Source organism: Cronbergia sp. UHCC 0137 (assembly GCF_034932285.1).
Lineage (GTDB): Bacteria > Cyanobacteriota > Cyanobacteriia > Cyanobacteriales > Nostocaceae > Cronbergia.
The window spans coordinates 79,561-105,171 of record NZ_JAYGHC010000019.1 but is presented as its reverse complement, the minus strand read 5'-3'; the positions used below and the strand labels follow the sequence as shown (position 1 = coordinate 105,171).

Below are 25,611 nucleotides of genomic sequence, written 5' to 3'. Positions count from 1 at the left end.
TTGGTATTTTGGTTGCAATGGTCATAGGTCAACTTAGCCCCATCAATATCATCACTCTAGCATTTTCGCTTTTTAATTATTTATCTTGGTAATTCCTGTGGAGTGCTTTGCGATCGCCCTATAGGAAATGTTACAATGAACAAATTTATTTCTCAAACGAAATGTAATGCGACAAGTTTCAGTTTCAGAATTAAAGGAAGATTTTACTTACATTATGGAAATTTCAGTATAATCGCCAAGTTTAATTTCATTGATAACACTACAAACTTTATCGGTCTGCGTGCGAATTTTTGGCCGTGAAACAGAATGTTCCGTCAAATATTGTTGCAAAGGTACAGGCGTTCCCTGGTCGAAAAGAATTCTCATAATTTACGCTGCAACAGCCAACATATCAAGTTCATAGTTCAGCACAGCCTCGACTTGCGATCGCTGTACTGGCGGAAACCACTCCAAAAAATCTTCTACTGTTGCACCATCACGTAAGTTTTCAAACAATGCGGCAACTGGAACTCGCGTCTTCGGAAATACCCAAGCACCACTCATTTTTAATGGTTCTCTTTCGATCGCATCTAGATTTTCCCAATGCCTCATGTACTATACCTCCGTAAGTAAAAACAAGCCCAATAGCTTGATTGTAAACTAATTTTAAAGCAAGAGCCTGACTGTTTAAGCGATCGCACTATTTGATAATAAGAGGAGAGGGCGATAGCGTCTCGTTCGCGTAGCGTTCCGAAGGATAAGCGATCGCTCTATAATTACTTATGTTTGGCAATCGCCGATAATTTCTCCAAACTCAACAACTAAGCAATTCATTTTTGAGTGCCTAGTCTTGGCTGAAAACAGACAACTTTAACGGCGCTATCGGTTTCGGTATAAAGGTCTAGTTGAGCCGCTATGGACAAACTATGCTTTTTAAGATCACTCTTGATGAGTCGGCTCCAACACAGTGTTAGACCTCCTCAGTATTATTGCTCATCTTTGCTTGCAAGTAATTCATAAAACTCATTCAGTTTTCTTCTCAAAAGGTCTTTCGGGATGAGTTTGATTTCGTATTCCGCAACAACTGTAGGACTGATTGATCGGCTGAGAGCATATTCGACAACTTCATCATCTTTGTCTCGGCAGAGTAGAACGCCGACACTAGGATTTTCATGAATTTTTTTGATATCACGATCAAGAGCTTCGAGATAGAATTCAAGTTGTCCAAGATATTCGGGTCTAAATTTATCGATTTTGAGTTCAAAGGCAACGAGGCTCTGGAGTTCACGGTGGTAGAAAAGGAGGTCGATGAAAAAGTCACTATTACCAACTTGGAGGCGATATTCTTCTCCAAGAAAAGTAAAGTCTCGACCAAGTTCTAGGATAAACCCTTTAAGGCAAGAGACCAGTGCTTTTTTTAGATCGTTTTCGGAGTGGTTGGAAGGTAGGTTGAGAAAATCGAGGACGTAACTATCTCGAAAAATTCCAGCAAGGGGTTTAGGGAGTTTCGTTTGTAAAAGTTTGGCATCGGCAAGACGGGTACGCTCGAAGATACCACTATTGATTTGGCGATCAAGTTCACGGGTACTGTAGCGTTCGGTGGCAGCGAGATCAAGGTAGAAAAGCCGCTCAGCTTCAGTCTTACAGCGTGACATGATGATCCGATGGTGAGTCCAACTCAATTGCGTCCGCAGTGCGGTCGTAATTTGCGAATCTGGATAGGTTTCGTAAAACTGTCGCATTCTTTCGAGATTGCGCTTTTCAAATCCTTTCAGTCCAGGTTCTTGGTTTTCGATAAAGGCTGCAAGCTGCTCGATTGTTTTTTGTCCCCATTCACTTGTAGCTAGGCGATCGCTGATGTACCTACCAACGCTCCAGTATAATTTGATCAGTTCTTGGTTGGCGGTAGCAATGACCTTTTGCTGGGCAGTTTTGATGAGGGTGAGGACTTCAGCAAATTGAGGCTGTAAAGAATCTGACATTAAGTGATTTACTGAAAACTCCAGTACTGTAACTTCTTCTAATCAAGAATACTTCAAAAAACGCTAAAAAAGAGGATGCTTGGAACGCATCCTATGAGGCGATCAATATTTAGAAGATCCTGACAGGGAAAATTGTCAAAGCATCAATCTTTTTTAGAGTAGATGCCTCCTCCATAAACTATAAATCCGCAGTAAACAAAGGCTGGCATGATCAGAGGAATCCACCATTTGCCTAGCAATCACCATTAGTTGACAGGTGTACTCGGCTCAATGTTATTAGCAACGATAACCCCTAAACCAGTTGCCAAGCTTGCAATTACGTGAATGTAAATAGGACATTTGAAGCCAGCTTTCCACCATGCGACTAGAGCGCATATCAAGATAAAGATGATGATTCCTGCTTTTAACGGATTCACGTTTGAACTCCAACAAGTTGAATTAATACGATTCAATAGCCGCTAGTAATTTTTGATGCCTTATACCAGCAGCTTTAACCGATATTTAGCAGTATTCTAGTATGTTAATTCTGTGTATTTTTGGATGGATTCTCCTGAAAACTGTTGGTGTTACCGTAGTTTACACTGAAAACATCTGTTTCAGGCACTTTCTCATAAAAATATAGCGGCACAAAATGTGCATGAAGTCTTATGGGATAAGGGATTCAGAATTAACACACTAGCAAGAGCCTGACTGTTTAAGCGATCGCACTATTTGATAATAAGACGAGAGGGCGATAGCGTCTCGTTCGCGTAGCGTTCCGAAGGATAAGCGATCGCTAGTATATTTATCTTGGCGATTCCTGCGGAGTGCTAGTTCCCTCCGGGACGCTTTGCGTAGCTTGCTTCCCGTAGGGTACGCTATTGGGCTATGGGGAATGTTACAATAACCAGAGTTATTTCTCAAACAAAATTTAATGAGACAAGTTTCAGTTTCAGAAGTAAAGGAAGATTTTGCTTACATTATGGATAGTGCTCAACAATAACCCGTTCTTGTTAAGGAACATGACCACAATTATGTGGCTATTATTTCGATGAATGATTATGAGGATTTGGTAAATATTAAAAATCTGCGTTTAAAAAATATATCGGCGGATTTAGGGGCAGAAGCTCAGGCAAATGGACTAACCTTAGAACTGTTAAAAGAGATACTTAATAGTGATGCTTAATCGCTATGTTTTGGATGCTAATGTCTTAGTTAGTGCTGTTTTATCTCCTGGTTCTACTGCTAATCTAGTTTACCAAAAAGCTCTTGACACTGGCATTTTATTGATTTCAGTTGAAACTTTTGCGGAGTGCGAAAGTGTGATATTTCGTTCCAAATTTGACCGATACATTTCTGTAGTAACTGTAGTAACTGTAGTAACTGTAGTTGGGTTAAGGAACGCAACCCAACAAGTTAAGCGAGAACGATGTTAATTAATTTTGGAGGGGAATATTGTTTGTGTGGAAATGTTGGGTTTCCTTTCGTCAACCCAAACTACAAGATCGGCGATCGCACTTCTTGACTGAAAATGGGAAATGCTATGGCAATGGCAGATATGAAATTCGATCACTGTACTCGTTATCCAGAGAAGCAAGAGCGGCCAATACTAATTCCTCAATTGTCTCGCCTAAACTCATACTTGGATTGATTTGGAAGATTCCAGGAACGTGATGCCCCTGAGCAAGATGATCGATTAGATGGACAGGCATAGAACTCCGATTATTTGTTACAAGAATAAAGTCATATCTTTCACACCAAAGCAGGATATCAGGATCTAAAGTACCTTTTGGTGGTGTGTTGGGGTCGCCAATTGACCAAACTACTAAATCAGGTTCTTTGCGGCGTAGCTGTATTTGATAAATTGGGTTGAGATTTTCATCCATCAAATACTTGATTCGCATAGGATTTTCCTAATGTTAGTCGTTCGACTCGAAGTTGACGCAGTTTTTCGGAGATTGGCGGCGGATTAAGTTTTTGCTCTTCTCTCATTTTGTTTCCCCACTCTAGCCAATTTGTGAGGTACTCACTGATCTGTTCTTTGTTATGAAGATAGTAGAGAACTGTGGCATAAACCTGCTCCAAGCTTAATGATAGGTAGGTTTTAGCAATTTCTTCAGGTGTTCGACTGCGATAAATGTAGTCATATAAAACTGTTTCAATGCCAATGCGTGTGTCTTTTAGGCGAATGTCATTGGCAGTGAGAAAGATAAAGTAATCTTCTAGTTGCATAGTTGATGTCTCCAGAATATTAGAACTAAACCAAAAAATCATCGTCATAATCTTGCCATGATTACCTGCCTCAATTTATGGACTTATTTGAGTTTGGTAAACTCTTCTTTGCTATAGCGGGGTTGACGAACTGGCATAATTTTGACTTTTTCTTGATCATTAGCTTATCTGGCATTATAGCTGACCAGAAGTTACTCCAAAAAAATTGCCTTTGTTCAAGCAAAAATAAGGTGCGTTACATTTTATTAACGCACTCTACAGTATCTACTTAAATAAAACTAGAAAACGCTGGTTGGGTCTAACGTTTGAATAAATTGTTAGGCAGCAGCCGACAGATAGTGACCGTGAATGGTGATCTTTGCTTGTGGTTGATCAGTGATATAGCCATGATTTTCATATATAACTCCATAGTAAAAGTCACAGGCAAATCCTGTCAACTTATACAAAAATTTTCCACATATCCCCTGCTGTTATCCAAAATTTTTCTGTGTAGTTTCCCCTCTTTAGGGTATTAAATATAGGTTTTCTATATAACATTCTATGGAGTAAAGTCCCTCGCTAATATTGCCAGTTTTGAGTTCTAGGCGATCGCTATTCCCGTGATTCGTGAGTTTTAGGCGATAGCGAAGCGCTCCGTAGGAATCGCCTCAATTGTCTATCTGTTAAAGGTTTTGCGGTATGCGATCCCTGGTTGATTTTTTGCGAAATTGCGATATAAATGTTATGCTTAACGTAACACATAACGCTTGCCTATGCCTCAAAAATATAAAGACAAACGCACGGCCGAATTTGCTGCGGGCGATCGTATCAAAGAATTTCAGGCATTTGAAAGACAAGCATACAAACGTCTAGAAATTCTAGAAGCCGCACCTAATAAAGAATCCTTAATGGCTTTGCCAAGTAACCATTTTGAGGCACTGAGCGGAGATAGAAAAGGGCAGTACAGCATTCGTATAAATGACAAATGGCGTATTTGTTTTGAGTGGACAGAAACAGAAAATCGGCCATTTAATATCGAAATTGTTGATTATCACTAAAGGAAAAAATAACTATGGCACGACCTGCAATTCACGCTGGCGAAATCTTATCCGATGAACTAAAAGAGCTTGGGATTAGCGCATCAGAACTAGCGCGATCGCTCCATATACCCACAAATCGGATTACGCAAATTCTCAAAGGGCAAAGAGGTATCACGGCTGACACGGCATTACGTCTAGGACGATGGTTTGGAACTGGTGCAGAACTATGGCTTAATTTGCAAAAAGCTTATGAGTTACGCCTAGCCGAAGAGTTAGCGGGAGAAGAAATTAAAAAAACGATTCAACCTCGTTCATCTATAAATAATCAGCCGTTATTTCAAGTTTAGATAAATAAATTTTGAGGATCGGGAATGCGATCGCGAACCGCGACCTAGCGATCGCTATTCCTGTGAGTTTTGATTATTAGGCGATCGCCTCAATTGTCTATCTTTTGAAGGGTTTGCGGTATGCGATCGCTATTCCTGTGAGTTGTGAGTTTTAGGCGATAGCGAAGCGCTCCGTAGGAATCGCGTCAATTGTCTATCTTTTGAAGGGTTTGCGGTATGCGATCGCTAGAAGCGATAGTTTTTAATCAGTCTCTGGTGTGAGATTGAGGTTGCGATAGATTTGCTCAATGGGAAAGCTTAAATTAATGCTTTTGAGTTCCACGATGTCACCTGCTTGATAGTTAATAATTAACCAATCACCTGCTTCGTTTTTGTGATACAAATCCATTTCGATGCTGGTGGAACTCACTAATAAATAATCCTGTAAAACTGGATTTTTGCGGTACAGTCTAAATTTGCCACCACGATCGTAGGTTTCAGTGCTAGGTGAAAGAACTTCAACGATGAGGCAAGGGTATGTAATGTATTGGTCTGTAGTTTTATCGTGATTGTCGCAGGTGACGCTGACATCTGGATAGGTGTAGTTATTTGTGCCAACAATTTTAACTTTCAGGTCTGAGTTACCTGTTATGCAGTTACTAGCGTCTAAATGGGTATCAACCATAGTCGCAAATCGAATTGCAATGCGGCTATGATTAACGCTGCCGCCGCTCATAGCGTAAACTTGACCGTTAATCAGTTCGTGTTTTTCTAGTTGCTTTTCTTCCCAAGCAAAGTATTCTTCTGGGGTAAGTTGGGGAAAGTTTTCTTTAACTAGGGTCATGGAGAAATCACTCTTGGGTTAGTTTTGGTACTATTTGACGGTTTACACAAACATTTTTTGCAGCAAGCCTTTTTTGAATTTTTCGGATTCTTATATCATTGTGACAAATGATGTTTACAATGGGCGTATGCCTTCGATTAGCTTACTTTCATTATGACAAAGAACAAGGCTATCGGCGATCGCTATTCTTGTGATTCGTGAGTCTTAGGCGATTACCTCAATTGTCTATCTTTTGAAGGGTTTGCGGTATGCGATCGCCCCCAATTCAAAACGAAAATATCACAATATTGTCATAAATGATCGCCTTTCCGACTGTATTAACGTATTCATTTATTGGCGATCGCTGTATAACGAGTCTTCAGAGGAATTATTCCATTGAGTCTTCTTTATTAAATAGAAAGGGTGGGTTGTTTCGGTTTCTCAATATGTCGAGTCCCACCTAGATCCCCATAATCCACAATCCAATATTCAGGAATACCTAAAATTGCATAGTCTTCGACTTTACTCCGATAATCATTTTGCCAGACCGCCTAATTGAAAATTCAGAAAAATTAAGAATAACTGTAGTCAAAAAAAGAGGTCATCATTGACCCCTTGACAAATTAGTAAAATAATGTTTGGTTTATAAGAATTAAGACAAACCAGCATTAGTACCTTGCTTACCAGTTGCCAATTCTACTTTAACGATTTTACCGCCCATTTTCTGAATCCGTTGTTGTTCACGGAACCAGTTTTCATAAGGAACTAGCTTGGTGAAATAAGTATTTTGTAGTTCGCGTTGGGTGCGAGTACGAGTTAAGCTGGGAACACACGCAGTAATTTTAAACAAGCGGGACATATTTTTCCAATCTCCAGTGCTGTTTGACTAATCTTTTTTATGTCAAAATCTTGAGTGCAAATCTTTAATTATTCTCAAAGGCTGGAAATCAACCATCAATACCAGACCGCTAATACTCACAATTAATAAGCAATAGAACGTCCTAGCACTCACAATTGATTCCCAGACCCTTAATCAAGTCGCACCTAAATTATTAAGTGCTAACCCACTTCTAGCTCAAGCCAGAGGAGATATAGTCGAAGTAAACGCCCATTTCTTTACCAGCGTCAGGACCAACCAAACTAGCGGTTACTTCCTTCATAGCTTGGATAGCTTGAACGGTAGCGCCTACGGGTACTCCCAAGGAGTTGTAGGTTTCTTTCAAACCATTCAATACACGCTCGTCTAAGATGGAAGGATCTCCAGCTAACATAGCGTAGGTAGAGTAACGCAAGTAGTAATCCAAATCGCGGATACAAGCTGCGTAACGACGGGTGGTGTACATATTACCACCGGGACGGGTGATATCAGAGTACAACAAAGACTTAGCTACAGCTTCTTTAACGATCGCAGCAGCGTTTGCACTGATTGTGCTGGCAGCACGAACACGTAGTTCACCAGTAGCAAAGTAGCCTTTTAGCTTTTCTAGAGCGGAGGTGTCAAGGTACTTACCTTGAACGTCTGAAGAATTAATAACCGAGGTAATTGCGTCTTGCATTGTTGTTTTTTTCCTTATTTCCAACCTGATTGCAATAGTTTAAGTTGCAGACTACTGCATTGCACCAACAACGTAGTCGAAGTAAGAACCAGCTTCAGCAGAGTCTTCAGCAGACAATAAGCCAGCAGCAACATTCTTCATCGCGGTAACGCCACCAGCAACAGCATCAATAGGTGTGCCGAGGGATTTGTACATTTCACGTACACCAACGATACCGATTTCTTCGATGGGGGTAACATCGCCAGAAACGATTCCGTAGGTAACGAGACGGAGGTAGTAGTCTAAGTCACGCAAGCAGGTAGCTGTCATTTCTTGACCGTAAGCGTTACCACCGGGGGAAACAACGTCAGGACGTTTTTGGAACAATTGGTCGCCAGCTTGCTTAACAATGCGCTCGCGGTTTTCGGTCAAAACTTGAGCAATGCGGAGACGGCGATCGCCACCGGAAACAAAGCTTTTGATCCGATCTAATTCGCCGGGGCTGAGGTAGCGAGCTTCTGCATCAGCATTCACGATGGACTTCGTGACGATACTCATTTAACGGATTCCTCCAGAACTAATGAAACCAGAATTTGATTAAACTGGTGCAACTAAAGCAGGTTCAAGGCAAATGGGGGTTTAATTTTTTGTGAATTTACTGGAATTAATCCAAGTTCACAAACTTCTAAACTCAAATACCTTTCGCAAAACATTTTCCGGCATTATGTTGAGCATTTATGACTGCTCTTAATACTTTGTAATATTTATTTTCAGATTTGCGTTGTTATCAGCAGTCTGAAAGCCGGATGAGCAGTGGAAAAGGGGGTAAAATAGGAAGTTTTTTCTTTTTGTAGAGACGTTCCATGGAACGTCTCTAGATTCTTGATCGGATATGTCTACTAGTCTTAGCGGACAGAACGACCTGTTAACACTGAGGGAGACAGACTAGACCATGATTGTTTCACCAAATCCGCAGCCGCTTGTACACTACCCAGATAGTTACCTGCGGGTAGTGATGGGTAACGGTTGTAAGGAACTACATCTTCACCAAAGTATTGAGCATATTCTGGGCTATTGACGATCGCTTCCACAGCAGCCTTTAAACCGCTATCAGCCAATAACTTGTTATATTGACGGATTTCCCCTTGAGTGGCTGGTGCGCGACCCAATAGGTGACGGAATAGGAACTCAATTACCTTGGTGTTGGGGTAGGGAGTGTAGAAACGCTTGCGATAAACATCGGAACTAGCCAACGTTAAGACAAACTCCCGAACGCTGATTTCGCCGTTACGCAATTTGCTATCTAAATCTGAACGACGGAAATACTCAGGAACTTGTCCGCTAAATACATCCATCACTTGGACATAGATAGCATTAATCACCTGGTTGGTTTCCGGGGAATTTGTGCCAGTGGTAGCGCGGTAAATCCGGGCTGGCTTGCGGCGAGTTGTACCCACACCAACTTCTACAGACTGACCACGACCATCGTTGAAAGAACGACCCAATTCAAGGAACAAGGGTTTAGTTTTGTCCATTTGCTTGGCTTTGGCTGCCAAATCTGCGATCGCCTTCGCTAAAATCGGTGTATTCTCGGTTTTAATCCGGGGCTTCACAGTTTTAAAGCTAGGAACAACCAAATCATCGTTCTGCTTAGTTAACTGGTTGTAAAGCTTCTCGGTATTCGGGAAGTTAGCCGCAGGTAAGGTGGGGAAGCGACGATAAGGAACAGTATCTTCACCAAACACTTGACGATATTCTGCACTATCCACCATCTCGCTAATAAAGGCACGAATACCTTGAGTAGCTAAAATTTGGTTGTATTTGCGAATTTCCGCCTGGTCAATAGGTGCGCGACCTAAGAAATGCTTAGTACCCAACTCAATTACTTTCGTATTGGGGTAAGGTGTATAGAACTCCTTCAAGTACAGGTTAGAATAACCCAAACCTTGAATAAATTCCTTAACGCTAATTTCACCATTTACCAACTTACTTTCTAGAACTGTAAACTCATTCTTAGAAATGTAAGGAGCAATATCCCGCTCGAAAATCTGACGATAAGCACCGCTAATCACAGTTTCAATAGCAACCTTGTCATTGCTAACTGCTGTCAGCTTAAAGACCTTGGTTTGCTCACGCTGCTTAGTAACACCTTGGTTGATGCGGAACTCAATATCTGGTTCAGTCCGCATTTCTGTGACTGCACCCAATTCCACAAAGCGGGGTGTTTCTTGTTTCTCAACATTCGCCAAATCTTCACGAATTGTACCCACGCGCAATTGACGCAAAGACACACCCGCAGGAGTTAGATAGCGCTCGTAAGGAACAGTATCTTCATTGAAAGCTTCACTGTATTCAACACTGTCAATGATGGCATCAACAACAGCATAGAAGCCCTTCTTAGCTGCAAGGTCAAAATACTTATTGTTCTCTTGACGACCGTAGGTAGGACGACCTAGCAAACGACGGTGGATATATTCAATGGACTTACATACATATAAAGAAGTCCAGTACAGCTTACGGAATAAATCCGACTTAGCTAACATCCGCACAAACTCACGGACAGTAATTTCGCCGTTTTCCAGCTTAATTTCTGCCACCTTCAGCCGTTGACCTTCGTAAACATCACGACCGAAAACTTGCAAGTATGCTGCTTTAATTACCGCTTGGGTAGAACTTTCTGAGAACTTAACACTTGCACCCTTGGCAGCTTTTTTGCCAATAGTTCCAGGAAGTTGGTCTAACTTGAACACCTTAGCGCCCAAAGTACCAGGAGCTACACTCCGTGCTTTAGGATTACTCAGTTGGTTATTAATCCCAGGACCTTGGTGAATTAAGATCCGGCGGGTATCTTTACCAAAAGGTGCAGGACTGCTGCTGGGGTTGCGAGTTTCTTTCGGGAAAATTGCCCCAAACTGAATTTCCAAGGGGTCATTACCAGAACCGTAGGGATGTTGGTCGGGTAATGGCTGTTCGTAAGCAGCAAAGGTGGTAATGAACTGAGGTACTTTACGGAAAGGCGCACTGTAGTTAAACAGGTCTTGTTGTGGACCCCAGTTGCGACATTCTTGGGCTTCTTGACCCAGACCCCGGATGTAGGGTACTGTTTCTTCGCCAAAGTAATCGGCGTATTCGTCAGAATCTACCAAAGCATTAACTAAAGCTGGTAAACCCCCTTTAGAAACAATCGAGAAGTATTTTTGAACTTCTTCACGGCTACTGGGTCCCCGTCCTAAAATGTGACGGAAAGCCAATTCGATTACCCGACTGTTAATAAAAGGCTGGTAGAACTGTTTTTGATAAAGAGGAGATTTGGCTAAACGGCGAATAAACTCCTTCATGGAGATGTCGCCATTCTTCACTTTCGATTCTAGGTCAGAAATAGACAAGCTGTAAGCACGGGTAATGTCGCGCTCAAACACTTGACGATAAGCCGCTTTGATTACTTCCGTTTTTTCGCTAGAAGACAAACCGGGCTTCATTGCGTACTTGGGACGACGTTCTGCCGCGTTAAAATAAATTTGGGGCAGTTGTAAGCCTTGTTGGTCGCCCGAAGGACGTTGACGAACTTTTGTTGAAGGTGTGGGTGCTTGGAATTCTGTCAGCAACACATCCATGTACTGAGTCACAATTTCTGTGGCTACGGCATCTTTGCGGAAATAAGAAAGGGATGCTGATTTGATTTCCTGTAAAGCCACTAAGGTCGCTTCACCAGAACAGGCGTTTTCAATAATTTCCCGTAAACCTCTGGTATTCACAGAGATGATGTTGGGGTCGCCAGCAACGATCGCATAAGTAGCATAACGCAAGAACCAGGATAAATCCCGTAAACTCTTGGCCATATTACTCGGACCATAACGAGCAACGTTAATTGGTCTAAAACCTGCGGGTGTGGGTCCACCTGCGGAGGTGTTAAAGATTGAGCGCAAGTTTTCTAAAAAACCACCACGACTTTCAACGTAGGTGACTGTTCCTAATTTCATGCCCTCTTGGACATCCATAGCACCAGCACCAACCATAGCCAGTTCCCGTTCTTGGGGTTTTTCTAAAAAGGCCATGGGTGAACCACCGACGAAGATCCGGTTGGCAGCCCTAGATACGATAATTTCGGCATTTTCTGTGAGGATCTGGGCAATTTCTAACCGTTTTGCTCCAGATGCAAAATAGCTACCCAGTTCACTTAGTTCACCGTTTCCCAAAAAGCGGTCTTGTTGTTCCGCTTGGGAAATTGTTGCCACTGGTAGGGTTTGATATAGCTGCGGACGCGCAACTGAGCTTCCTCCACTTGCCTTTACACTCATCGGATTTCTAAAACTCCCATCATAATTATTTATCTTTTAAATCTGGGTTGTTTCGGAGTTGACACATCCATGTAGATATGCGTCTCAGAGTTTCATCCCCACAACTGCCAGAGAATTAACCCAGTTAGTTTTTAGATTAGAACGTTTTGCGTTTACGCTGTTGATTTATTAAGAAGTGTGTAGAAGCTGTAATCTAAAGTTAGGAGCTTGAAGAATCGCTTACTCTCGGTTTTGTGTATTTTTGCTAGGATTGATTCTATTTACATTTTGTAACAAAAGTTAGGAGGCAGGAGGCAGGGGAGGCAGGAGAGGCAGGAGGCAGGAGGCAGGAGGCAGGAGGCAGGGGAAGCAGGGGAGGTAGGGGAGGTAGGGGAGGTAGGGGAAGGAGGAGGGAAGGGGGTTTTAGGCTCGTTAATTTTTCTTCACATAGTTATGTTTATTTGCCCGCACCTACTTAGATATTAACTAAGTATGCCAAAAATATCGTAGTTCGTTAATATTTTGCGGTTTTAAAGTTCTTGCTTTTGCTCTTTCTCAAGCAGTTAAAAGACGTGCTGCATTTTTAGGCGATCGCCAAATTCCTATTTTATTCTTCTGTTCCCTTATGTCAAGCCTAATTGAGATGTTCTTACCCTGTTTTTTTTAAGTAAAATTTTCTTACATTCTACAATTTCCACCAACACAACGACAAAATGCTAGTTTAATATTTAACTATAAGAGTATTAGTAGTTGACATTTATTCTCTAAAATGACAGGTACAATCTCGATCAGCCTATAGTATATTTTTACTCCCATGATACCCAAAGACACAAAAATTAATTTTCCTGTGTGGCAATATTTGAATCAGCCCTTATTTAGTCGTAATACTAAATTTATCTTGAACCCAAAAACTTTTGCAAATATATGGAGAGTGCAACTTTTAGAACGATGTTGGACCAAAGAATTTAATAAGAACGAATATCGACAATTTTAGTATAACCAAACTCCGTGTATATCTCAATATAACTCTCCGCGCCTCCGCGCCTCTGCGTGAGGAAAAAGAGGGCTAACGGCCGGGAGTAATTTCCGAGAAAAGCTGCTATTCTAGTATCCCGTTGGTTGACAAAATGGAGTAGAAGCGTATGTCCTTTGTGCCGTTGCATATACACAGCGATTATAGTTTACTAGATGGAGCGAGTCAGTTACCGGAGTTAGTGGATAGAGCGATCGCATTGGGGATGAAAGCGATCGCTCTGACCGATCATGGTGTCATGTATGGAGCAGTTGAACTGTTAAAAATCTGTCGTAGTAAAAATGTCAAGCCAATTATTGGCAACGAAATGTATATTATTAACGGTGATATAGAAAAACAAGAACGTCGTCCCAAATATCATCAAGTCGTATTAGCTAAAAATACAAAAGGCTATAAAAACCTAGTTAAACTAACCACAATATCTCACCTTCAAGGTGTCCAAGGTAAAGGCATTTTTTCCCGTCCTTGTATTAATAAAGATTTACTTAAACAATATCATGAAGGCTTAATAGTCACCAGTGCTTGTTTAGGAGGAGAAATACCCCAAGCCATACTTAGTAATAGACCAGATGCAGCCCGAAAAGTTGCAAAATGGTATAAAGAAGTATTTGGTGAAGATTTTTATTTAGAAATTCAAGATCACGGTTCACAAGAAGACCGAATTGTCAACGTTGAAATTGTTAAAATTGCCCGGGAATTAGGAATTAAATTTATTGCAACTAATGACTCCCATTATATATCTTGTTTTGACGTAGAAGCGCACGACGCATTACTCTGTATTCAAACAGGACAACTAATTAGTGAAGATAAAAGAATGCGTTATAGCGGTACAGAGTATCTCAAATCTGCCGAAGAGATGAAAGTGCTATTTCGTGATCATTTAACTGATGAAATAATTGACGAATCCATAGCCACAACCGAAGAAGTAGCTGATAAAGTCGAGCCATATCATATCATGGATGACCCGAAAATTCCTACTCCTCCAATTCCTTCTGGTCATACTCCTGATACTTACACCGAAGAGATAGCTTGGCAAGGACTTTTAGAAAGATTAAATCGTAAATCTCGCAGCGAAGTAGATCAAGTTTATAAAGAAAGATTAGAATATGAATTAAAAATGCTGCAAAAAATGGGTTTCTGCACATATTTTTTAGTAGTGTGGGACTACATCAAATTTGCCAGAGATAATAATATTCCCGTAGGACCAGGAAGAGGTTCAGCCGCAGGTTCTTTAGTTGCTTATGCCATGAAAATCACCAACATTGATCCAGTGCATCATGGCTTACTATTTGAGCGGTTTTTGAACCCAGAACGAAAATCTATGCCTGATATTGATACGGATTTCTGCATTGAAAAACGGGATAAAGTCATTGAATATGTAACAGAAAAATACGGTGCAGATAGAGTTGCTCAAATTATTACCTTTAACCGTTTGACCTCCAAAGCAGTTTTAAAAGATGTCGCTAGAGTGTTAAATATTCCCTACGGTGAAGCCGATAAAATGGCAAAATTAATTCCTGTCGTGCGGGGAAAACCAACTAAACTTAAAGTTATGGTTTCTAATGAAACACCAGCCCAAGAATTTAAAGATAAATATGATAATGAGCCTCATGTGCGTCATTGGTTAGATATGGCCATGCGAATTGAAGGAACTAATAAAACCTTTGGTGTTCATGCTGCTGGTGTAGTTATTTCGGCTGATCCTCTTGATGAAATTGTCCCCCTACAAAGGAATAATGATGGTTCAGTTATTACCCAGTATTTTATGGAAGACTTAGAATCAATGGGGTTATTAAAAATGGATTTTTTAGGTTTGAGAAACCTAACTTTAATTCAGAAAACCATTGATTTAATTGAACAAACCAACGGCTATGTAATTGACCCTGATGAAATTACAGGTCAAGAAAGAAAAGCACAGAAAATATTAGCGAAAGGTGAACATAACACCTTACCAAAAGATGTAACTAAAGCCTATGCACTCTTAGAATCTGGTGAATTAGAAGGTATTTTCCAATTAGAATCATCAGGGATGAAACAAATAGTCAGAGATTTAAAACCTTCTAATATTGAAGATATCTCTTCTATTTTGGCACTTTATCGACCAGGACCATTAGATGCGGGTTTGATTCCTAAGTTCATTAATCGTAAGCATGGACGAGAAAATATTGATTATGAAACCCCGATTTTAGAACCGATATTAAATGAAACCTATGGAATTATGGTTTATCAAGAGCAAATTATGAAAATTGCTCAAGATATGGCTGGTTATTCTTTAGGACAAGCTGACCTATTGCGTCGGGCTATGGGTAAAAAGAAAGTTTCAGAAATGGAGAAACAAAAGGAGAAATTTATTGATGGTGCAACTAAAAACGGTGTAAAAACGCAAGTAGCAGAAAAACTATTTGCGGATATGTTGAAGTTTGCAGAGTACTGTTTAAGTTATGAAACCAAAGTGTTAACTGTGGAATATGGGCTTTTAGCTATTGGGGAAATTGTCGAGAAAAATATTGAATATAGTGTGTTTAGTGTTGATGAAAATGGTAATGTTTATACTCAATTGATAGCCCAATGGCATAATCGAGGAAAACAAGAATTATTTGAATATTGTTTAGATGATGGTTCAACAATCCGCGCTACAAAAGATCATAAGTTTATGACGACTCAAGGAGAAATGTTACCCATTGATCAAATATTTGTCCAAGGCTTGGATTTATTAAAAATTGATATCTATTGCTGATATACTTGATTTGGAATTAGGTTGTCAATTTTGCTATGCTGGATATATTGTAGAGTATATGTCACAGTAAATGCAAGGAACAAAATCCCAAGAATGTCCCAGGTATTTTAACAATTCAAAAAGGGGATGTAAAGACAGCAATGATTGAAACTTCTGTCTTCTTTCCTCCACCTATTCAGCAAATTTACAATGAAGATGGTGTTGAAGTATATGTTTTACGTCTTGATTTGATGCACTCTTGGGTAAATGGGAATAAGTGGTTTAAGTTGAAATATAATCTTTTAGAAGCGAAAGAGAGAGATTTTTCCACGATTCTTACTTTTGGAGGTGCTTTTTCTAATCACATTTTTGCTACGGCCGCAGCAGGTAAGTTATTTGGCTTTAATACTATTGGGGTGATTCGTGGTGAAGAAACTTTACCTCTTAATCCGACTTTGGATTTTGCACGAAAACAGGGAATGCAGCTTGTATATTTAGATCGTACTACATATCGACAACGAAATACTAGAGAATTACAGGAAAGTCTGAAACAACGCTACGGTCAGGTTTTTATTATTCCTGAAGGTGGTTGTAATCTAAATGGTATACGGGGTTGTACGGAAATAGCTCAAAGCTTGAGGCAATTTGATACTATCTGTTTAGCTTGTGGAACTGGTACTACATTAGCAGGTATGATACTTTCACTACATCCACAGCAAAGGGTGATTGGTTTTCCTGTCTTGAAGGGTGGGGAATTTTTGTATAAAGATATCAATAGTTTGTTACAAGATTATTTTGCTTCCGACTTACCCGCAAGTGTTGATTCTCCTGCTGCTTGGGATTTGGTGTGTGATTACCACTTTGGAGGTTACGCACAGGTTAATGAAGAATTACGGCTATTTTGCCAAAGTTTCTTAGATAAATACAATATTCCCCTAGATTACGTCTATACGGGTAAAATGTTTTATGGGGTGATGGATTTAATCAAAAAGGGATTTTTTCAAAATAGCGATCGCTGTTCTCAAATTCTATTAATACACACTGGTGGCTTGCAAGGAAATCTCGGTTTACAAAAATAAATCAACATCAACCACTAGCAGTTTTTAGATATTTTGTACACATCTTATAGAGAGATGATATCTAATTCAAGAGAGTTTAAATTAACTAGATATGGTAAACACCTGGTATATACAAAGGCTTGGCTTAAAGTCAAGTCTTTTTCATGCTGACTTTTATCATGTTATTTAAAAGCCAATTTAATCTGATGAATAATTAATGCTTTATCATGTTTATGAGTATTTGTACACATCCTCTAGGAAGATGATCTGTAAGCAGACTAGGACTAAATTAATTTAGTACGTTGTTAAGCACAGCAATTATAGAGGTTTGGTCGTGAACCAAACCTTTTTTTTAAATTAAAAGGGACATATTTTGTTTTTGAAATAACTTTATATATCCTAATTTAAAGATCTGTCTGTTTTCACCTTTCCATTTTCTCTATTTCTTTGGGGACTCCCGCAGTTAAAACTTCATGACCATCTGTGGTAACTAACACATCATCTTCAATACGAATCCCAATTCCTAACCAACGGGGATCAATTTCTGGTTGATCTTCTGCGGGTTTGGTTTCAGGTACTATATAAAGTCCTGGTTCTATGGTTAATACTTGACCTGGTTGTAAAATCTGCGGATTTTCACCAAGTTGATAAATACCTGAATCGTGAACATCCAAACCTAACCAATGACTGGTACGGTGCATATAAAAGGCTTTGTATTTTTCTTCTTCAATTAATTTGTCTATTTCACCTTTGAGTAATCCCAGTTCAACTAACCCTTCAGTGAGAATACGCACAGCTTTATCATGGGGATCTTTGAAATTGTTACCTGGCTGTACTTGAGCGATCGCTTGTTTTTGTGCTTCTAAAACCAGTTCATACAGCGTTTTTTGTTCTGGTGTAAATTTCCCATTCACCGGAAAAGTCCTGGTGATATCAGAATTATAGTAATTGTAGGAACAACCCGCATCAATTAACAGCAGGTCATTTTCTTGCATCTGGCAATTATTCTCAATGTAATGTAATACACAAGCATTTTTCCCCGCCGCCACAATTGAAGGATAAGCTGGTCCCATTCCTCCCCGTAACCGGAAAATATGTTCTATCTCTGCTTGGATTTCGTACTCATAACGTCCGGGGGCGGTAATTTTGAAAGCGTGTTCGTGGGCTTCAACAGCGATTTCTACCGCTTTTCGCATTAATTCTAATTCAGCTTGACTTTTTACCATTCTCATGCTGCCCATCACAAGCCCAGTATCTTCAATAGCCACCGGACCCGTACCCCGCTTGGGATAGGTTCTGAGTAGAGATTGGTAATGTTGGATGATGGTATCATTAAAAGAGCGATCGCGCCCGAAATGATAATAAATCCGGTCAGCCTTTTCTAAATACTGGGGTAACTTTTCCTCTAAATCAGCGATAGAATAAGCCTCATCAGCCCCATAAATTGCCTTCGCTGCATCCACCCCACAACGATAACCACTCCAAACTTCCTTTTCTAAATCCTTGGGTTGCACAAACAACACAAAACGATGTTCTGCATGATGAGGTGCTAATACAGCTACCGCTTGCGTCTCGTTAAAGCCTGTTAAATAAAAGAAATCACTATCTTGACGATAAACATATTCGACATCGTTGTGCATCACTGCTGTTGGCGCACTGCGGAAAATCGCTGTACCATTGCCAATTTTTGCCATTAACTGCTCACGACGCTGCCGATATTCCTGAAGCATAGCTAAATTTATTACCCAAAGTCTAATTTAGATTATTTTAGCTAAATATTTGCCTAAGTTCCCTAACTAACAACATATAATCAAAAATTATAACGAACCACAGAGACGCAGAGGACACAGAGGAATAAGGATTTGAGCGGTATTTTGCGTAAGTCCTGTTAATAAAAATATTTGTCGAATCATTAAGAGTTATTTAATTAAACAACATGAATATTGTTTAAGTAAGAGGCTAGACCCCAATCATTAAAAGGGTTTCAGCTATTGATCACCAAATAAATCAGCAAAAAGTCCTATTTCTTCCTAGCTCCCAGTTTTGAGACAATTAAAAGCGATTTAATAATCAAGCACTTATTTTTATTTAAGTTGCAAAGGGAGAAGACCGAATGAAATTAGCTTACTGGATGTATGCAGGACCCGCCCACATTGGCACATTGCGGGTTGCGAGTTCATTTAAAAACGTTCATGCAATCATGCACGCACCCTTGGGAGATGATTACTTTAACGTTATGCGCTCCATGCTATCGCGGGAACGTGATTTCACCCCAGTTACAACCAGTGTGGTTGACCGCAACGTTTTAGCCCGTGGTTCTCAAGAAAAGGTGGTAGACAACATCACCCGCAAAGACGCTGAAGAACACCCAGATTTGATTGTATTAACTCCCACTTGCACCTCCAGTATTTTACAAGAAGACCTACACAACTTTGTCGAACGGGCGCAGTTGGAAGCAAAAGGGGACGTAATGCTGGCGGATGTAAATCACTACCGCTACAACGAACTACAAGCCGCAGACCGGACTCTACACCAAATCGTTCAATACTACATCGAAAAAGCCCGTAAGCGGGGCGAATTACCCACAGGTAAAACTGAAAAGCCTTCGGTTAACATCATTGGTATATCTACTCTGGGTTTCCATAACAACCACGACTGCACCGAACTAAAACGGTTAATGGCTGATTTGGGAATTGAAATCAATACTATTATTCCTGAAGGTGCTTCCGTTCATGAATTGAAGAAAATGCCCAGCGCGTGGTTTAACCTAGCTCCTTATCGGGAATTGGGACCAATGACTGTTCAATATCTAGAAGAACAGTTTGGTACACCTTACATAGATATCACGCCGATGGGTGTAGTGGAAACTGCTCGTTGTATTCGCAAGATTCAGCAGGTACTTAACGCTCAAGGCGCTAATGTTGATTACGAAGGATACATCAATGAACAAACCCTCCATGTATCCCAAGCTGCTTGGTTTTCCCGTTCTATTGACTGTCAAAACTTGACTGGCAAGAAAGCTGTAGTATTTGGTGACAATACTCATGCTGCGGCTTTGACTAAGATTTTATCAAGGGAAATGGGGATTCATGTAGTATGGGCTGGTACTTACTGTAAATATGATGCTGACTGGTTTAGAGAACAGGTGAGTGAATATTGCGATGAAGTATTAATTACAGATGATCATGGTGAAATTGGGGATGCGATCGCTCGCGTTGAACCCTCTGCCATTTTTGGAACACAAATGGAACGCCACGTAGGTAAGCGGTTGGATACTCCCTGTGGTGTGATAGCTGCACCTATTCACGTTCAGAATTTTCCCATTGGTTACAAACCATTTATGGGTTATGAAGGAACAAATCAAATCACAGATTTAATCTACAATTCCTTCACTTTAGGAATGGAAGATCACCTATTAGAAATCTTTGGTGGACACGATACAAAGGAAGTAATTACCAAAGGAATTTCAGCAGAATCTGGTTTGAATTGGACAAAGGATGGACAAGCAGAATTGAATAAAATTCCTGGTTTTGTGCGCGGGAAAGTGAAGCGAAATACCGAAAAATTTGCTCGCGATCGCGGTTTTAAAGATATCTCGGCTGAAGTCTTGTATGCAGCCAAGGAGTCTGTAGGGGCGTAGGTTTGCGGGGTTAGATGATAAGAGTGAGTGGTGAAGGGTAATTTGTTCTTCACTACTTGCTTTTTTGCTATTGACACTCTATGTAAGTCTATACTATATTAGTACGGTATGTCTGAGAGCATAGTATCTCCTTCAAAAATCAACCTATTTACCAGGGTTTTTTGCTGGTAAACTTCGTTTTGAAAGGAGTAAGCTATGAAAGTTAGCATACCAGTATGCTTGATACCAGGAATAATCTGCCTTTTTCTGAATTATAAACATCCAGAAGGAAGTAAAATTATTCCGCCACCCTGTCCGGGTAACATTGTTATCAATTGGCAGGAAAAACAAAAGAAAAACAAAAAAAATCTAGACTGAGATGTCAAAATCTCACATAGTCTCTGAAAAGTTTTTCTAAAAAAACTGTATTAGGGAAAAAACAAAAAAACTCAAAACTTAAACAAAAAAACTCAAAACTTAAACAAAAAAACTTTAAACTTAAACAAAAAAACTCAAAACTTAAACAAAAAAACTCAAAACTTAAACAAAAAATTTTTAAACCCTAATATAGTCAAAGCCTCCTTAGTTCACTAAGGGGGCTTTAAACTATCCTTAATTAATAAATCAGGTGAGAATTAAACAATGACAACAGCCACCTTATTCCAATGGGTAGAACTAAAACAAGATGTTCCTAACAGCCCTGTAAAAGCTGGTAATAAGGGGGTTATCTTAGATCATCTCAATCCTACCAAAACTCAGCCAGAAGAAGGATATATTCTAGAAGTCTTTGAAGACGGTGAAACGCTAGATGTCGTTTATGTTCCTATTTCCTGGGTTAATCCTCTTCTTGAATGTTGGGGAAATATTGAAAATGATACTAAACAGACAACTTAAAGTGTAATCATTAAGTCCGTTAAAACGGACTTCGGCTATTAGACTCTTAATTAATTCCCAGACGGGTGAGAAAGCTAACTGATAATATTGAAAAATATCAGCTACAGCATGAGGAAAAATCCCACTATGTCCAACCAAACAAACTTAACTGATGCTCGTAATAACCTAGCTGAGATCTGCGCTCAAGTAGTTGCAGATAGAGAAGTAATGATTATTACCCAACCTGACGGTGAAAACGTCGCCCTTATTGCTGCTGACGAATTAGAAAGTTTATTAGAAACAACTCATTTATTGCGATCGCCTAAAAATGCAGCGCGTCTTTTAACTGCTTTAGAAAGAGCAAAAACCAGAACTTTAAAACCGCAAAGTATCAACGAATTACGTCAAGAATCGGGAATTGACTTATAAATGGTTATTGACTTTATGTACTAAAAAAGGTACAATATAGTATAACATCAAGTCAAACGTATGTAGTTGTTAGATAAAAGGATGCAAAATACCTAATACCTACTTCTACATTTAATTAGGTTTGATGTATGACAGATAAAAGAGTTCCGGCTGAATTTTATAGAAATGAAAATGGCACTGAGCCAGTTCGTGATTGGTTAAAAAGTTTATCTAAAGAGGAAAGATTTTTGATTGGTGCTGATATCAAAACAGTTGAATTTGGTTGGCCAATTGGAATGCCAACCTGTCGGCCAATGGGTGATGGATTATTTGAAGTCAGAACAAATTTACCACAAAATAAAATTGCTCGTGTATTATTTTGTTTCTATGAAGGTAAAATGATATTGCTGCATGGCTTTATTAAGAAAAGTCAAAAAACTCCAAAACAGCAATTAGATTTAGCCTTGGAACGCAAACACACATTGGAGGCGTAAAAATGACAGAAAATCCTTATATTGGTTCTTCTCTTGATGCGTTTTTAGAAGAAGAAGGAACATTAGATGAAATCAATCTAATAGCTATTAAAAGAGTTATTGCTTGGCAAATTCAAACAGCAATGACAGAGAAAAATATTACTAAAACAGCAATGGCTGAGAAAATGAAAACCAGTAGATCATCTGTTGATAGACTTTTATCTCCCGATAATCATTCTGTTACCTTAGAGACGATTGATAAAGCTGCTAGAGTTGTTGGTAAAAAAATTTGTTTTGAATTGGTAGATGCTGTTTAAAATAGAAAAGATCAAACTCATGGCTGATTATGGATGTTACCCATTATGGTGGGTAAGTCCTGATAAAGTTGGCAATATTGACCCAGAAACATTACCACTGAGTCAAGAAACTATTACCCGTTTAGAAAAATGGGAAGAAAGCTATAATGCAAGTTTGAATTGGGAAGATCCTGCTAACTCTCCAGATTTGAGTCCAGAAGAAGAAGCAGCTTTTGAGGAAGAAGGTATTAGTTTATGGAAACAACTACAAAAAGAACTTGCACCTAATTATGAAGTTGTTTATTTCAGTGAGTTATTAGGTAAAGTTGTTACTGACATGAATGAATTAGACTCTTTCCGTGTTATCTATGCTTAACTGATAGTTAATAATCATTGAGTCCGTTTTAACGGACTTCGGCTATTAGACTGGAAATTAATTCCCAGACGGTTTAGAAAGCTAACTGATAACATTAAAAAATATCAGCTACAGCATGAGAAAAAATCCCACCATGTCCAACCAAACAAACTTAACTGATGCTCGTAATAACCTAGCTGACATCTGCGCTCAAGTAGTTGCAGATAGAGAAGTAATGATTATTACCCAACCTGACGGTGAAAACGTCGCCCTTATTGCTGCTGACGAATTAGAAAGTTTATTAGAAACAACTCATTTATTGCGCTCCCTAAAAATGCAGCGCGTCTTTTAACTGCTTTAGAAAGAGCAAAAACCAGAACCTTAAAACCGCAAAGTATCAACGAACTACATCAGGAGTTGGGAATTGACAAAGAAGAACACAGCTAAATCAACAAAAATTATGCTATTCTATTTTTAGTAATTGTTAGATATTACAATCACTATGAAAAAATTTCGAGACTTATATATATACCTAAATAGCTATGATATTGACCAATTAATCAAACATTTAACCGATAATTGTACAAACAATTGGTCAAGAGCTTACGAACGCGAAAAAAACGCAGTTCTCTTAGAAGAAAAAGCATACTGTTTTCAACATATCACAGGAGATGGTTTAGAACCTGCTGGTTTAATACTTTTCCAGAAAGATCCAAATACTTGGTTTGTATCTAATATTGTACCAGCAGAAAAAGGTCAATTATCTGTTGATGAATACAATCAAATTTTAGTAGATTTCTTTCAAAAAATTGTACAACCTGCCATTGAAAATACTCCTGTAACAACAGAATTAACAAACGATCAAGAATTTATTGAAAATCTTATTGGTAATGATGCAGCAGCATTATTAAATCAATTTGCTGTTTATGCAAATAAATTTACCGTTACCTCACATCCTGTAGATAGAAAAAAATGGTTTGATTTCATATTATCTGTAAATTCTAAAGGCGTAAAATTAGATTCTAATTTATTAAGTATGTCCTTAATTGAAAAAGGATGGTCACAAGAAGCAGTAGATAAATTAGTCACAGAATACGAATTTGCAGATGCTTTATTGAACTATACAAAAGGACAATGATGAATGTTTATTAGTTCGACAGAGCTAAGTGAAATTATTATCTCTGCACCTGCACCAGTTTTATTTTTAGACACTTGCATAATTTTAGATATTATCCGTTCTCCATTTCGAGATAATATATCTACTAACGAAATATCAGCATCTTTAGAATTAATTAGTAAAGCACAACTAAATAATCATAGTGTGTGGTTAGTGACAAATGAAATAGTCTATACGGAATGGAAACAAAATATAGAAACCGTCAAAATCGAACTTACAGAAGAAATAAAAAGGGCAGAACTAAAAAGAGAAAAAATGGTTAATGCTGCAAATATTATCTTTAATTATAACCATGATTTTGGACAAATAATCAAAACTCTAAATCTCCCTGAACATCTGGGAAATCTTTCCAAAAGTCTCCTAGATAAATGTGAGAAAATAGCAATAGATGATTCTCATTATGTAGAAGCAATGAAGAGAATTAATAAATGTGATGCTCCTGCTCAAAGAGGTAAAGATTCAGCTAAAGACTGTCAGATATTTGCGGCTTTTTTAGACATTGGTAAGCAATTGAGAAATAAAAATTTCCAGAAAAATATTTACTTTATCACTACAAATTATCAAGATTATGGAAAACCCAATGCTCCTAAATTACCTCTTGAGCAAGAACTTATTAGTATTAATGCCAAATACTTAAATAAATTGGAATGGGGTTTGGCTATTATTGAAGGTAGAGTATAATTATGAAAATGGAGGCTTAAATATGACACAAAATCCTTATATTGGTTCTTCTCTTGATGCGTTTTTAGAAGAAGATGGAACATTAGACGAAATCAATTTAATAGCTATTAAAAGAGTTATTGCTTGGCAGATTCAAACAGCAATGGCTGAGGAAATGAAAACAAGTAGATCATCTGTTGATAGACTTTTATCTCCTGATAATCATTCTGTTACCTTAGAGACGATTGATAAAGCTGCTAGAGTTGTTGGTAAAAAAATTCGTTTTGAATTGGTAGATGCTGTTTAAAATAGAAAAAATCAAACTCATGACTGATTATGAATGTTACCCTTTATGGTGGGTAAGTCCTGATAAAGTTGGCAATATTGACCCAGAAACATTACCACTGAGTCAAGAAACTATTACCCGTTTGGAAAAATGGGCAGATATTTATGATGCAAAATTGAACTGGGAAGATCCTGGTAATTCTCCTGGTTTCAGTGCAGAAGAAAAAGTGGCTTTTGAAAAAGAAGGTATTAGTTTGTGGAAGCAACTGCAAAAAGAACTTGCACCTAACTATGAAGTTTTCTATTTCAGTGAAACTTTACGTAAAGTTGTTACTGACATGAATGAATTAGACTCTTTGCGTGTTATCTATGCTTAACTGATAGTCAACGAACAAAATAAATCATGACAACAGCTACCTTATTCCCATGGGTAGAACTAAAACAAGATGTTCCTAACAGCCCTGTAAAAACTGGGAATAAAGGGGTTAGATCATCAAAGTATCAAC

At 38.9% G+C, this 25,611-nt stretch carries 27 protein-coding genes and 1 pseudogene; 17 read left to right on the top strand and 11 right to left on the bottom strand.

Features of this window, described 5'->3' with window-relative positions; all coding sequences use genetic code 11:
• Positions 1-369: 369 nt before the first annotated feature.
• A complete protein-coding gene (locus tag VB711_RS12040) occupies positions 370-591 on the bottom strand; it encodes a DUF433 domain-containing protein (protein ID WP_323286262.1) in 222 nt (73 codons plus the stop codon).
• Positions 592-965: 374 nt separating this feature from the next.
• On the bottom strand, positions 966-1,961 hold the full coding sequence (locus VB711_RS12035) for a PDDEXK nuclease domain-containing protein (protein ID WP_323286261.1): 996 nt from the start codon (positions 1,959-1,961) through the stop codon (positions 966-968).
• Between the two features lie 1,015 nt (positions 1,962-2,976).
• Between VB711_RS12035 and VB711_RS12030 the strand changes: the two genes are divergently transcribed.
• Together VB711_RS12030 and VB711_RS12025 are read left to right on the top strand one after the other, a co-directional pair.
• Positions 2,977-3,126, top strand: a complete 150-nt coding sequence (locus VB711_RS12030; protein WP_323286260.1) for a hypothetical protein — start codon at positions 2,977-2,979, stop codon at positions 3,124-3,126.
• Positions 3,119-3,376 carry a hypothetical protein gene (locus VB711_RS12025; protein ID WP_323286259.1) on the top strand — a complete coding sequence of 86 codons (258 nt, stop codon included), beginning with the start codon at positions 3,119-3,121 and terminating at the stop codon, positions 3,374-3,376. Before VB711_RS12030 ends, VB711_RS12025 begins: the two co-directional genes overlap by 8 nt.
• A gap of 105 nt (positions 3,377-3,481) precedes the next feature.
• On the opposite strand, the gene VB711_RS12020 is transcribed toward VB711_RS12025, so the two are convergent.
• Both VB711_RS12020 and VB711_RS12015 read right to left on the bottom strand, forming a co-directional pair.
• The gene (locus tag VB711_RS12020) at positions 3,482-3,844 is read right to left on the bottom strand and encodes a DUF5615 family PIN-like protein (RefSeq protein ID WP_323286258.1); all 363 of its coding nucleotides are present in this window, start codon (positions 3,842-3,844) and stop codon (positions 3,482-3,484) included.
• Positions 3,819-4,172: a DUF433 domain-containing protein gene (locus VB711_RS12015; protein ID WP_323286278.1), complete on the bottom strand. Its 354-nt coding sequence runs from the start codon at positions 4,170-4,172 to the stop codon at positions 3,819-3,821. The genes VB711_RS12020 and VB711_RS12015 overlap by 26 nt, the downstream gene beginning before the upstream one ends.
• A 752-nt stretch (positions 4,173-4,924) precedes the next feature.
• Between VB711_RS12015 and VB711_RS12010 the strand changes: the two genes are divergently transcribed.
• Together VB711_RS12010 and VB711_RS12005 are read left to right on the top strand one after the other, a co-directional pair.
• The gene (locus VB711_RS12010) at positions 4,925-5,209 is read left to right on the top strand and encodes a type II toxin-antitoxin system RelE/ParE family toxin (protein ID WP_323286276.1); all 285 of its coding nucleotides are present in this window, start codon (positions 4,925-4,927) and stop codon (positions 5,207-5,209) included.
• Between the two features lie 14 nt (positions 5,210-5,223).
• Complete coding sequence (locus VB711_RS12005) at positions 5,224-5,538, top strand: HigA family addiction module antitoxin (RefSeq protein WP_323286257.1); 315 nt, start codon at positions 5,224-5,226, stop codon at positions 5,536-5,538.
• Positions 5,539-5,779: 241 nt separating this feature from the next.
• Here VB711_RS12005 and VB711_RS12000 read toward each other — a convergent pair whose 3' ends face one another.
• From VB711_RS12000 to VB711_RS11975, 6 genes and pseudogenes are all read right to left on the bottom strand, one after another.
• Positions 5,780-6,361: a Uma2 family endonuclease gene (locus tag VB711_RS12000; RefSeq protein ID WP_323286255.1), complete on the bottom strand. Its 582-nt coding sequence runs from the start codon at positions 6,359-6,361 to the stop codon at positions 5,780-5,782.
• 392 nt (positions 6,362-6,753) lie between these two features.
• A pseudogene (locus VB711_RS11995) lies at positions 6,754-6,885 on the bottom strand (Uma2 family endonuclease); the annotation flags it as partial.
• 107 nt (positions 6,886-6,992) lie between these two features.
• Entirely contained in the window at positions 6,993-7,199 is a 207-nt protein-coding gene (locus tag VB711_RS11990) for a phycobilisome linker polypeptide (RefSeq protein WP_323286254.1), read from the bottom strand.
• Positions 7,200-7,410: 211 nt separating this feature from the next.
• Positions 7,411-7,896 (bottom strand): allophycocyanin subunit beta, encoded by a 486-nt coding sequence (gene apcB / locus VB711_RS11985; protein WP_323286253.1) that lies wholly within the window; start codon positions 7,894-7,896, stop codon positions 7,411-7,413.
• Between the two features lie 51 nt (positions 7,897-7,947).
• Positions 7,948-8,433, bottom strand: coding sequence for an allophycocyanin subunit alpha (gene apcA, locus VB711_RS11980; protein WP_323286252.1), 486 nt, complete (start codon positions 8,431-8,433; stop codon positions 7,948-7,950).
• A gap of 347 nt (positions 8,434-8,780) precedes the next feature.
• Complete coding sequence (locus tag VB711_RS11975) at positions 8,781-12,173, bottom strand: phycobilisome rod-core linker polypeptide (RefSeq protein ID WP_323286250.1); 3,393 nt, start codon at positions 12,171-12,173, stop codon at positions 8,781-8,783.
• Between the two features lie 1,121 nt (positions 12,174-13,294).
• Between VB711_RS11975 and VB711_RS11970 the strand changes: the two genes are divergently transcribed.
• On the top strand, positions 13,295-15,922 hold the full coding sequence (locus VB711_RS11970) for a DNA polymerase III subunit alpha (RefSeq protein WP_323286248.1): 2,628 nt from the start codon (positions 13,295-13,297) through the stop codon (positions 15,920-15,922).
• Between the two features lie 140 nt (positions 15,923-16,062).
• Positions 16,063-16,980, top strand: a complete 918-nt coding sequence (locus VB711_RS11965) for a 1-aminocyclopropane-1-carboxylate deaminase/D-cysteine desulfhydrase (RefSeq protein WP_323286246.1) — start codon at positions 16,063-16,065, stop codon at positions 16,978-16,980.
• A 401-nt stretch (positions 16,981-17,381) separates the two neighbouring features.
• Here the strand turns inward: VB711_RS11965 and VB711_RS11960 are convergent, their stop codons facing one another.
• Positions 17,382-18,689 carry an aminopeptidase P N-terminal domain-containing protein gene (locus tag VB711_RS11960; RefSeq protein WP_323286245.1) on the bottom strand — a complete coding sequence of 436 codons (1,308 nt, stop codon included), beginning with the start codon at positions 18,687-18,689 and terminating at the stop codon, positions 17,382-17,384.
• Positions 18,690-19,072: 383 nt separating this feature from the next.
• Between VB711_RS11960 and bchB the strand changes: the two genes are divergently transcribed.
• The 11 genes from bchB (at position 19,073) to VB711_RS11905 (ending at position 25,482) form a co-directional block, all read left to right on the top strand.
• Positions 19,073-20,599, top strand: coding sequence for a ferredoxin:protochlorophyllide reductase (ATP-dependent) subunit B (gene bchB / locus VB711_RS11955; RefSeq protein ID WP_323286244.1), 1,527 nt, complete (start codon positions 19,073-19,075; stop codon positions 20,597-20,599).
• Between the two features lie 621 nt (positions 20,600-21,220).
• Positions 21,221-21,472, top strand: coding sequence for a DUF4926 domain-containing protein (locus VB711_RS11950; protein WP_323286243.1), 252 nt, complete (start codon positions 21,221-21,223; stop codon positions 21,470-21,472).
• 126 nt (positions 21,473-21,598) lie between these two features.
• Positions 21,599-21,880, top strand: a complete 282-nt coding sequence (locus VB711_RS11945) for a type II toxin-antitoxin system prevent-host-death family antitoxin (protein ID WP_323286242.1) — start codon at positions 21,599-21,601, stop codon at positions 21,878-21,880.
• A 128-nt stretch (positions 21,881-22,008) separates the two neighbouring features.
• Positions 22,009-22,353 (top strand): type II toxin-antitoxin system RelE/ParE family toxin, encoded by a 345-nt coding sequence (locus VB711_RS11940; RefSeq protein ID WP_323286241.1) that lies wholly within the window; start codon positions 22,009-22,011, stop codon positions 22,351-22,353.
• 2 nt (positions 22,354-22,355) lie between these two features.
• Positions 22,356-22,649: a helix-turn-helix transcriptional regulator gene (locus VB711_RS11935; RefSeq protein WP_323286240.1), complete on the top strand. Its 294-nt coding sequence runs from the start codon at positions 22,356-22,358 to the stop codon at positions 22,647-22,649.
• Positions 22,639-23,004 (top strand): hypothetical protein, encoded by a 366-nt coding sequence (locus VB711_RS11930; protein ID WP_323286239.1) that lies wholly within the window; start codon positions 22,639-22,641, stop codon positions 23,002-23,004. The genes VB711_RS11935 and VB711_RS11930 overlap by 11 nt, the downstream gene beginning before the upstream one ends.
• 133 nt (positions 23,005-23,137) lie before the next feature.
• Positions 23,138-23,335, top strand: a complete 198-nt coding sequence (locus tag VB711_RS11925) for a type II toxin-antitoxin system Phd/YefM family antitoxin (protein WP_323286238.1) — start codon at positions 23,138-23,140, stop codon at positions 23,333-23,335.
• Positions 23,336-23,485: 150 nt separating this feature from the next.
• Entirely contained in the window at positions 23,486-24,121 is a 636-nt protein-coding gene (locus VB711_RS11920) for a hypothetical protein (RefSeq protein WP_323286236.1), read from the top strand.
• A 3-nt stretch (positions 24,122-24,124) separates the two neighbouring features.
• On the top strand, positions 24,125-24,841 hold the full coding sequence (locus VB711_RS11915; protein ID WP_323286234.1) for a PIN domain-containing protein: 717 nt from the start codon (positions 24,125-24,127) through the stop codon (positions 24,839-24,841).
• A 22-nt stretch (positions 24,842-24,863) separates the two neighbouring features.
• Complete coding sequence (locus tag VB711_RS11910; RefSeq protein ID WP_323286233.1) at positions 24,864-25,127, top strand: Fis family transcriptional regulator; 264 nt, start codon at positions 24,864-24,866, stop codon at positions 25,125-25,127.
• The gene (locus VB711_RS11905) at positions 25,117-25,482 is read left to right on the top strand and encodes a hypothetical protein (protein WP_323286231.1); all 366 of its coding nucleotides are present in this window, start codon (positions 25,117-25,119) and stop codon (positions 25,480-25,482) included. The genes VB711_RS11910 and VB711_RS11905 overlap by 11 nt, the downstream gene beginning before the upstream one ends.
• The last annotated feature ends 129 nt before the right edge of the window (positions 25,483-25,611 follow it).

What these genes read in the sequence shown, in the direction of transcription:
- VB711_RS12040 (WP_323286262.1), bottom strand. Translation starts at nt 591, where the DNA reads ATGAGGCATTGGGAAAATCTAGATGCGATCGAAAGAGAACCATTAAAA.
- VB711_RS12035 (WP_323286261.1), bottom strand. Translation starts at nt 1,961, where the DNA reads ATGTCAGATTCTTTACAGCCTCAATTTGCTGAAGTCCTCACCCTCATC.
- VB711_RS12025 (WP_323286259.1), top strand. Translation starts at nt 3,119, where the DNA reads ATGCTTAATCGCTATGTTTTGGATGCTAATGTCTTAGTTAGTGCTGTT.
- VB711_RS12020 (WP_323286258.1), bottom strand. Translation starts at nt 3,844, where the DNA reads ATGCGAATCAAGTATTTGATGGATGAAAATCTCAACCCAATTTATCAA.
- VB711_RS12015 (WP_323286278.1), bottom strand. Translation starts at nt 4,172, where the DNA reads ATGCAACTAGAAGATTACTTTATCTTTCTCACTGCCAATGACATTCGC.
- VB711_RS12010 (WP_323286276.1), top strand. Translation starts at nt 4,925, where the DNA reads ATGCCTCAAAAATATAAAGACAAACGCACGGCCGAATTTGCTGCGGGC.
- VB711_RS12005 (WP_323286257.1), top strand. Translation starts at nt 5,224, where the DNA reads ATGGCACGACCTGCAATTCACGCTGGCGAAATCTTATCCGATGAACTA.
- VB711_RS12000 (WP_323286255.1), bottom strand. Translation starts at nt 6,361, where the DNA reads ATGACCCTAGTTAAAGAAAACTTTCCCCAACTTACCCCAGAAGAATAC.
- VB711_RS11990 (WP_323286254.1), bottom strand. Translation starts at nt 7,199, where the DNA reads ATGTCCCGCTTGTTTAAAATTACTGCGTGTGTTCCCAGCTTAACTCGT.
- apcB (WP_323286253.1), bottom strand. Translation starts at nt 7,896, where the DNA reads ATGCAAGACGCAATTACCTCGGTTATTAATTCTTCAGACGTTCAAGGT.
- apcA (WP_323286252.1), bottom strand. Translation starts at nt 8,433, where the DNA reads ATGAGTATCGTCACGAAGTCCATCGTGAATGCTGATGCAGAAGCTCGC.
- VB711_RS11975 (WP_323286250.1), bottom strand. Translation starts at nt 12,173, where the DNA reads ATGAGTGTAAAGGCAAGTGGAGGAAGCTCAGTTGCGCGTCCGCAGCTA.
- VB711_RS11970 (WP_323286248.1), top strand. Translation starts at nt 13,295, where the DNA reads ATGTCCTTTGTGCCGTTGCATATACACAGCGATTATAGTTTACTAGAT.
- VB711_RS11965 (WP_323286246.1), top strand. Translation starts at nt 16,063, where the DNA reads ATGATTGAAACTTCTGTCTTCTTTCCTCCACCTATTCAGCAAATTTAC.
- VB711_RS11960 (WP_323286245.1), bottom strand. Translation starts at nt 18,689, where the DNA reads ATGCTTCAGGAATATCGGCAGCGTCGTGAGCAGTTAATGGCAAAAATT.
- bchB (WP_323286244.1), top strand. Translation starts at nt 19,073, where the DNA reads ATGAAATTAGCTTACTGGATGTATGCAGGACCCGCCCACATTGGCACA.
- VB711_RS11950 (WP_323286243.1), top strand. Translation starts at nt 21,221, where the DNA reads ATGACAACAGCCACCTTATTCCAATGGGTAGAACTAAAACAAGATGTT.
- VB711_RS11945 (WP_323286242.1), top strand. Translation starts at nt 21,599, where the DNA reads ATGTCCAACCAAACAAACTTAACTGATGCTCGTAATAACCTAGCTGAG.
- VB711_RS11940 (WP_323286241.1), top strand. Translation starts at nt 22,009, where the DNA reads ATGACAGATAAAAGAGTTCCGGCTGAATTTTATAGAAATGAAAATGGC.
- VB711_RS11935 (WP_323286240.1), top strand. Translation starts at nt 22,356, where the DNA reads ATGACAGAAAATCCTTATATTGGTTCTTCTCTTGATGCGTTTTTAGAA.
- VB711_RS11930 (WP_323286239.1), top strand. Translation starts at nt 22,639, where the DNA reads ATGCTGTTTAAAATAGAAAAGATCAAACTCATGGCTGATTATGGATGT.
- VB711_RS11925 (WP_323286238.1), top strand. Translation starts at nt 23,138, where the DNA reads ATGTCCAACCAAACAAACTTAACTGATGCTCGTAATAACCTAGCTGAC.
- VB711_RS11920 (WP_323286236.1), top strand. Translation starts at nt 23,486, where the DNA reads ATGAAAAAATTTCGAGACTTATATATATACCTAAATAGCTATGATATT.
- VB711_RS11915 (WP_323286234.1), top strand. Translation starts at nt 24,125, where the DNA reads ATGTTTATTAGTTCGACAGAGCTAAGTGAAATTATTATCTCTGCACCT.
- VB711_RS11910 (WP_323286233.1), top strand. Translation starts at nt 24,864, where the DNA reads ATGACACAAAATCCTTATATTGGTTCTTCTCTTGATGCGTTTTTAGAA.
- VB711_RS11905 (WP_323286231.1), top strand. Translation starts at nt 25,117, where the DNA reads ATGCTGTTTAAAATAGAAAAAATCAAACTCATGACTGATTATGAATGT.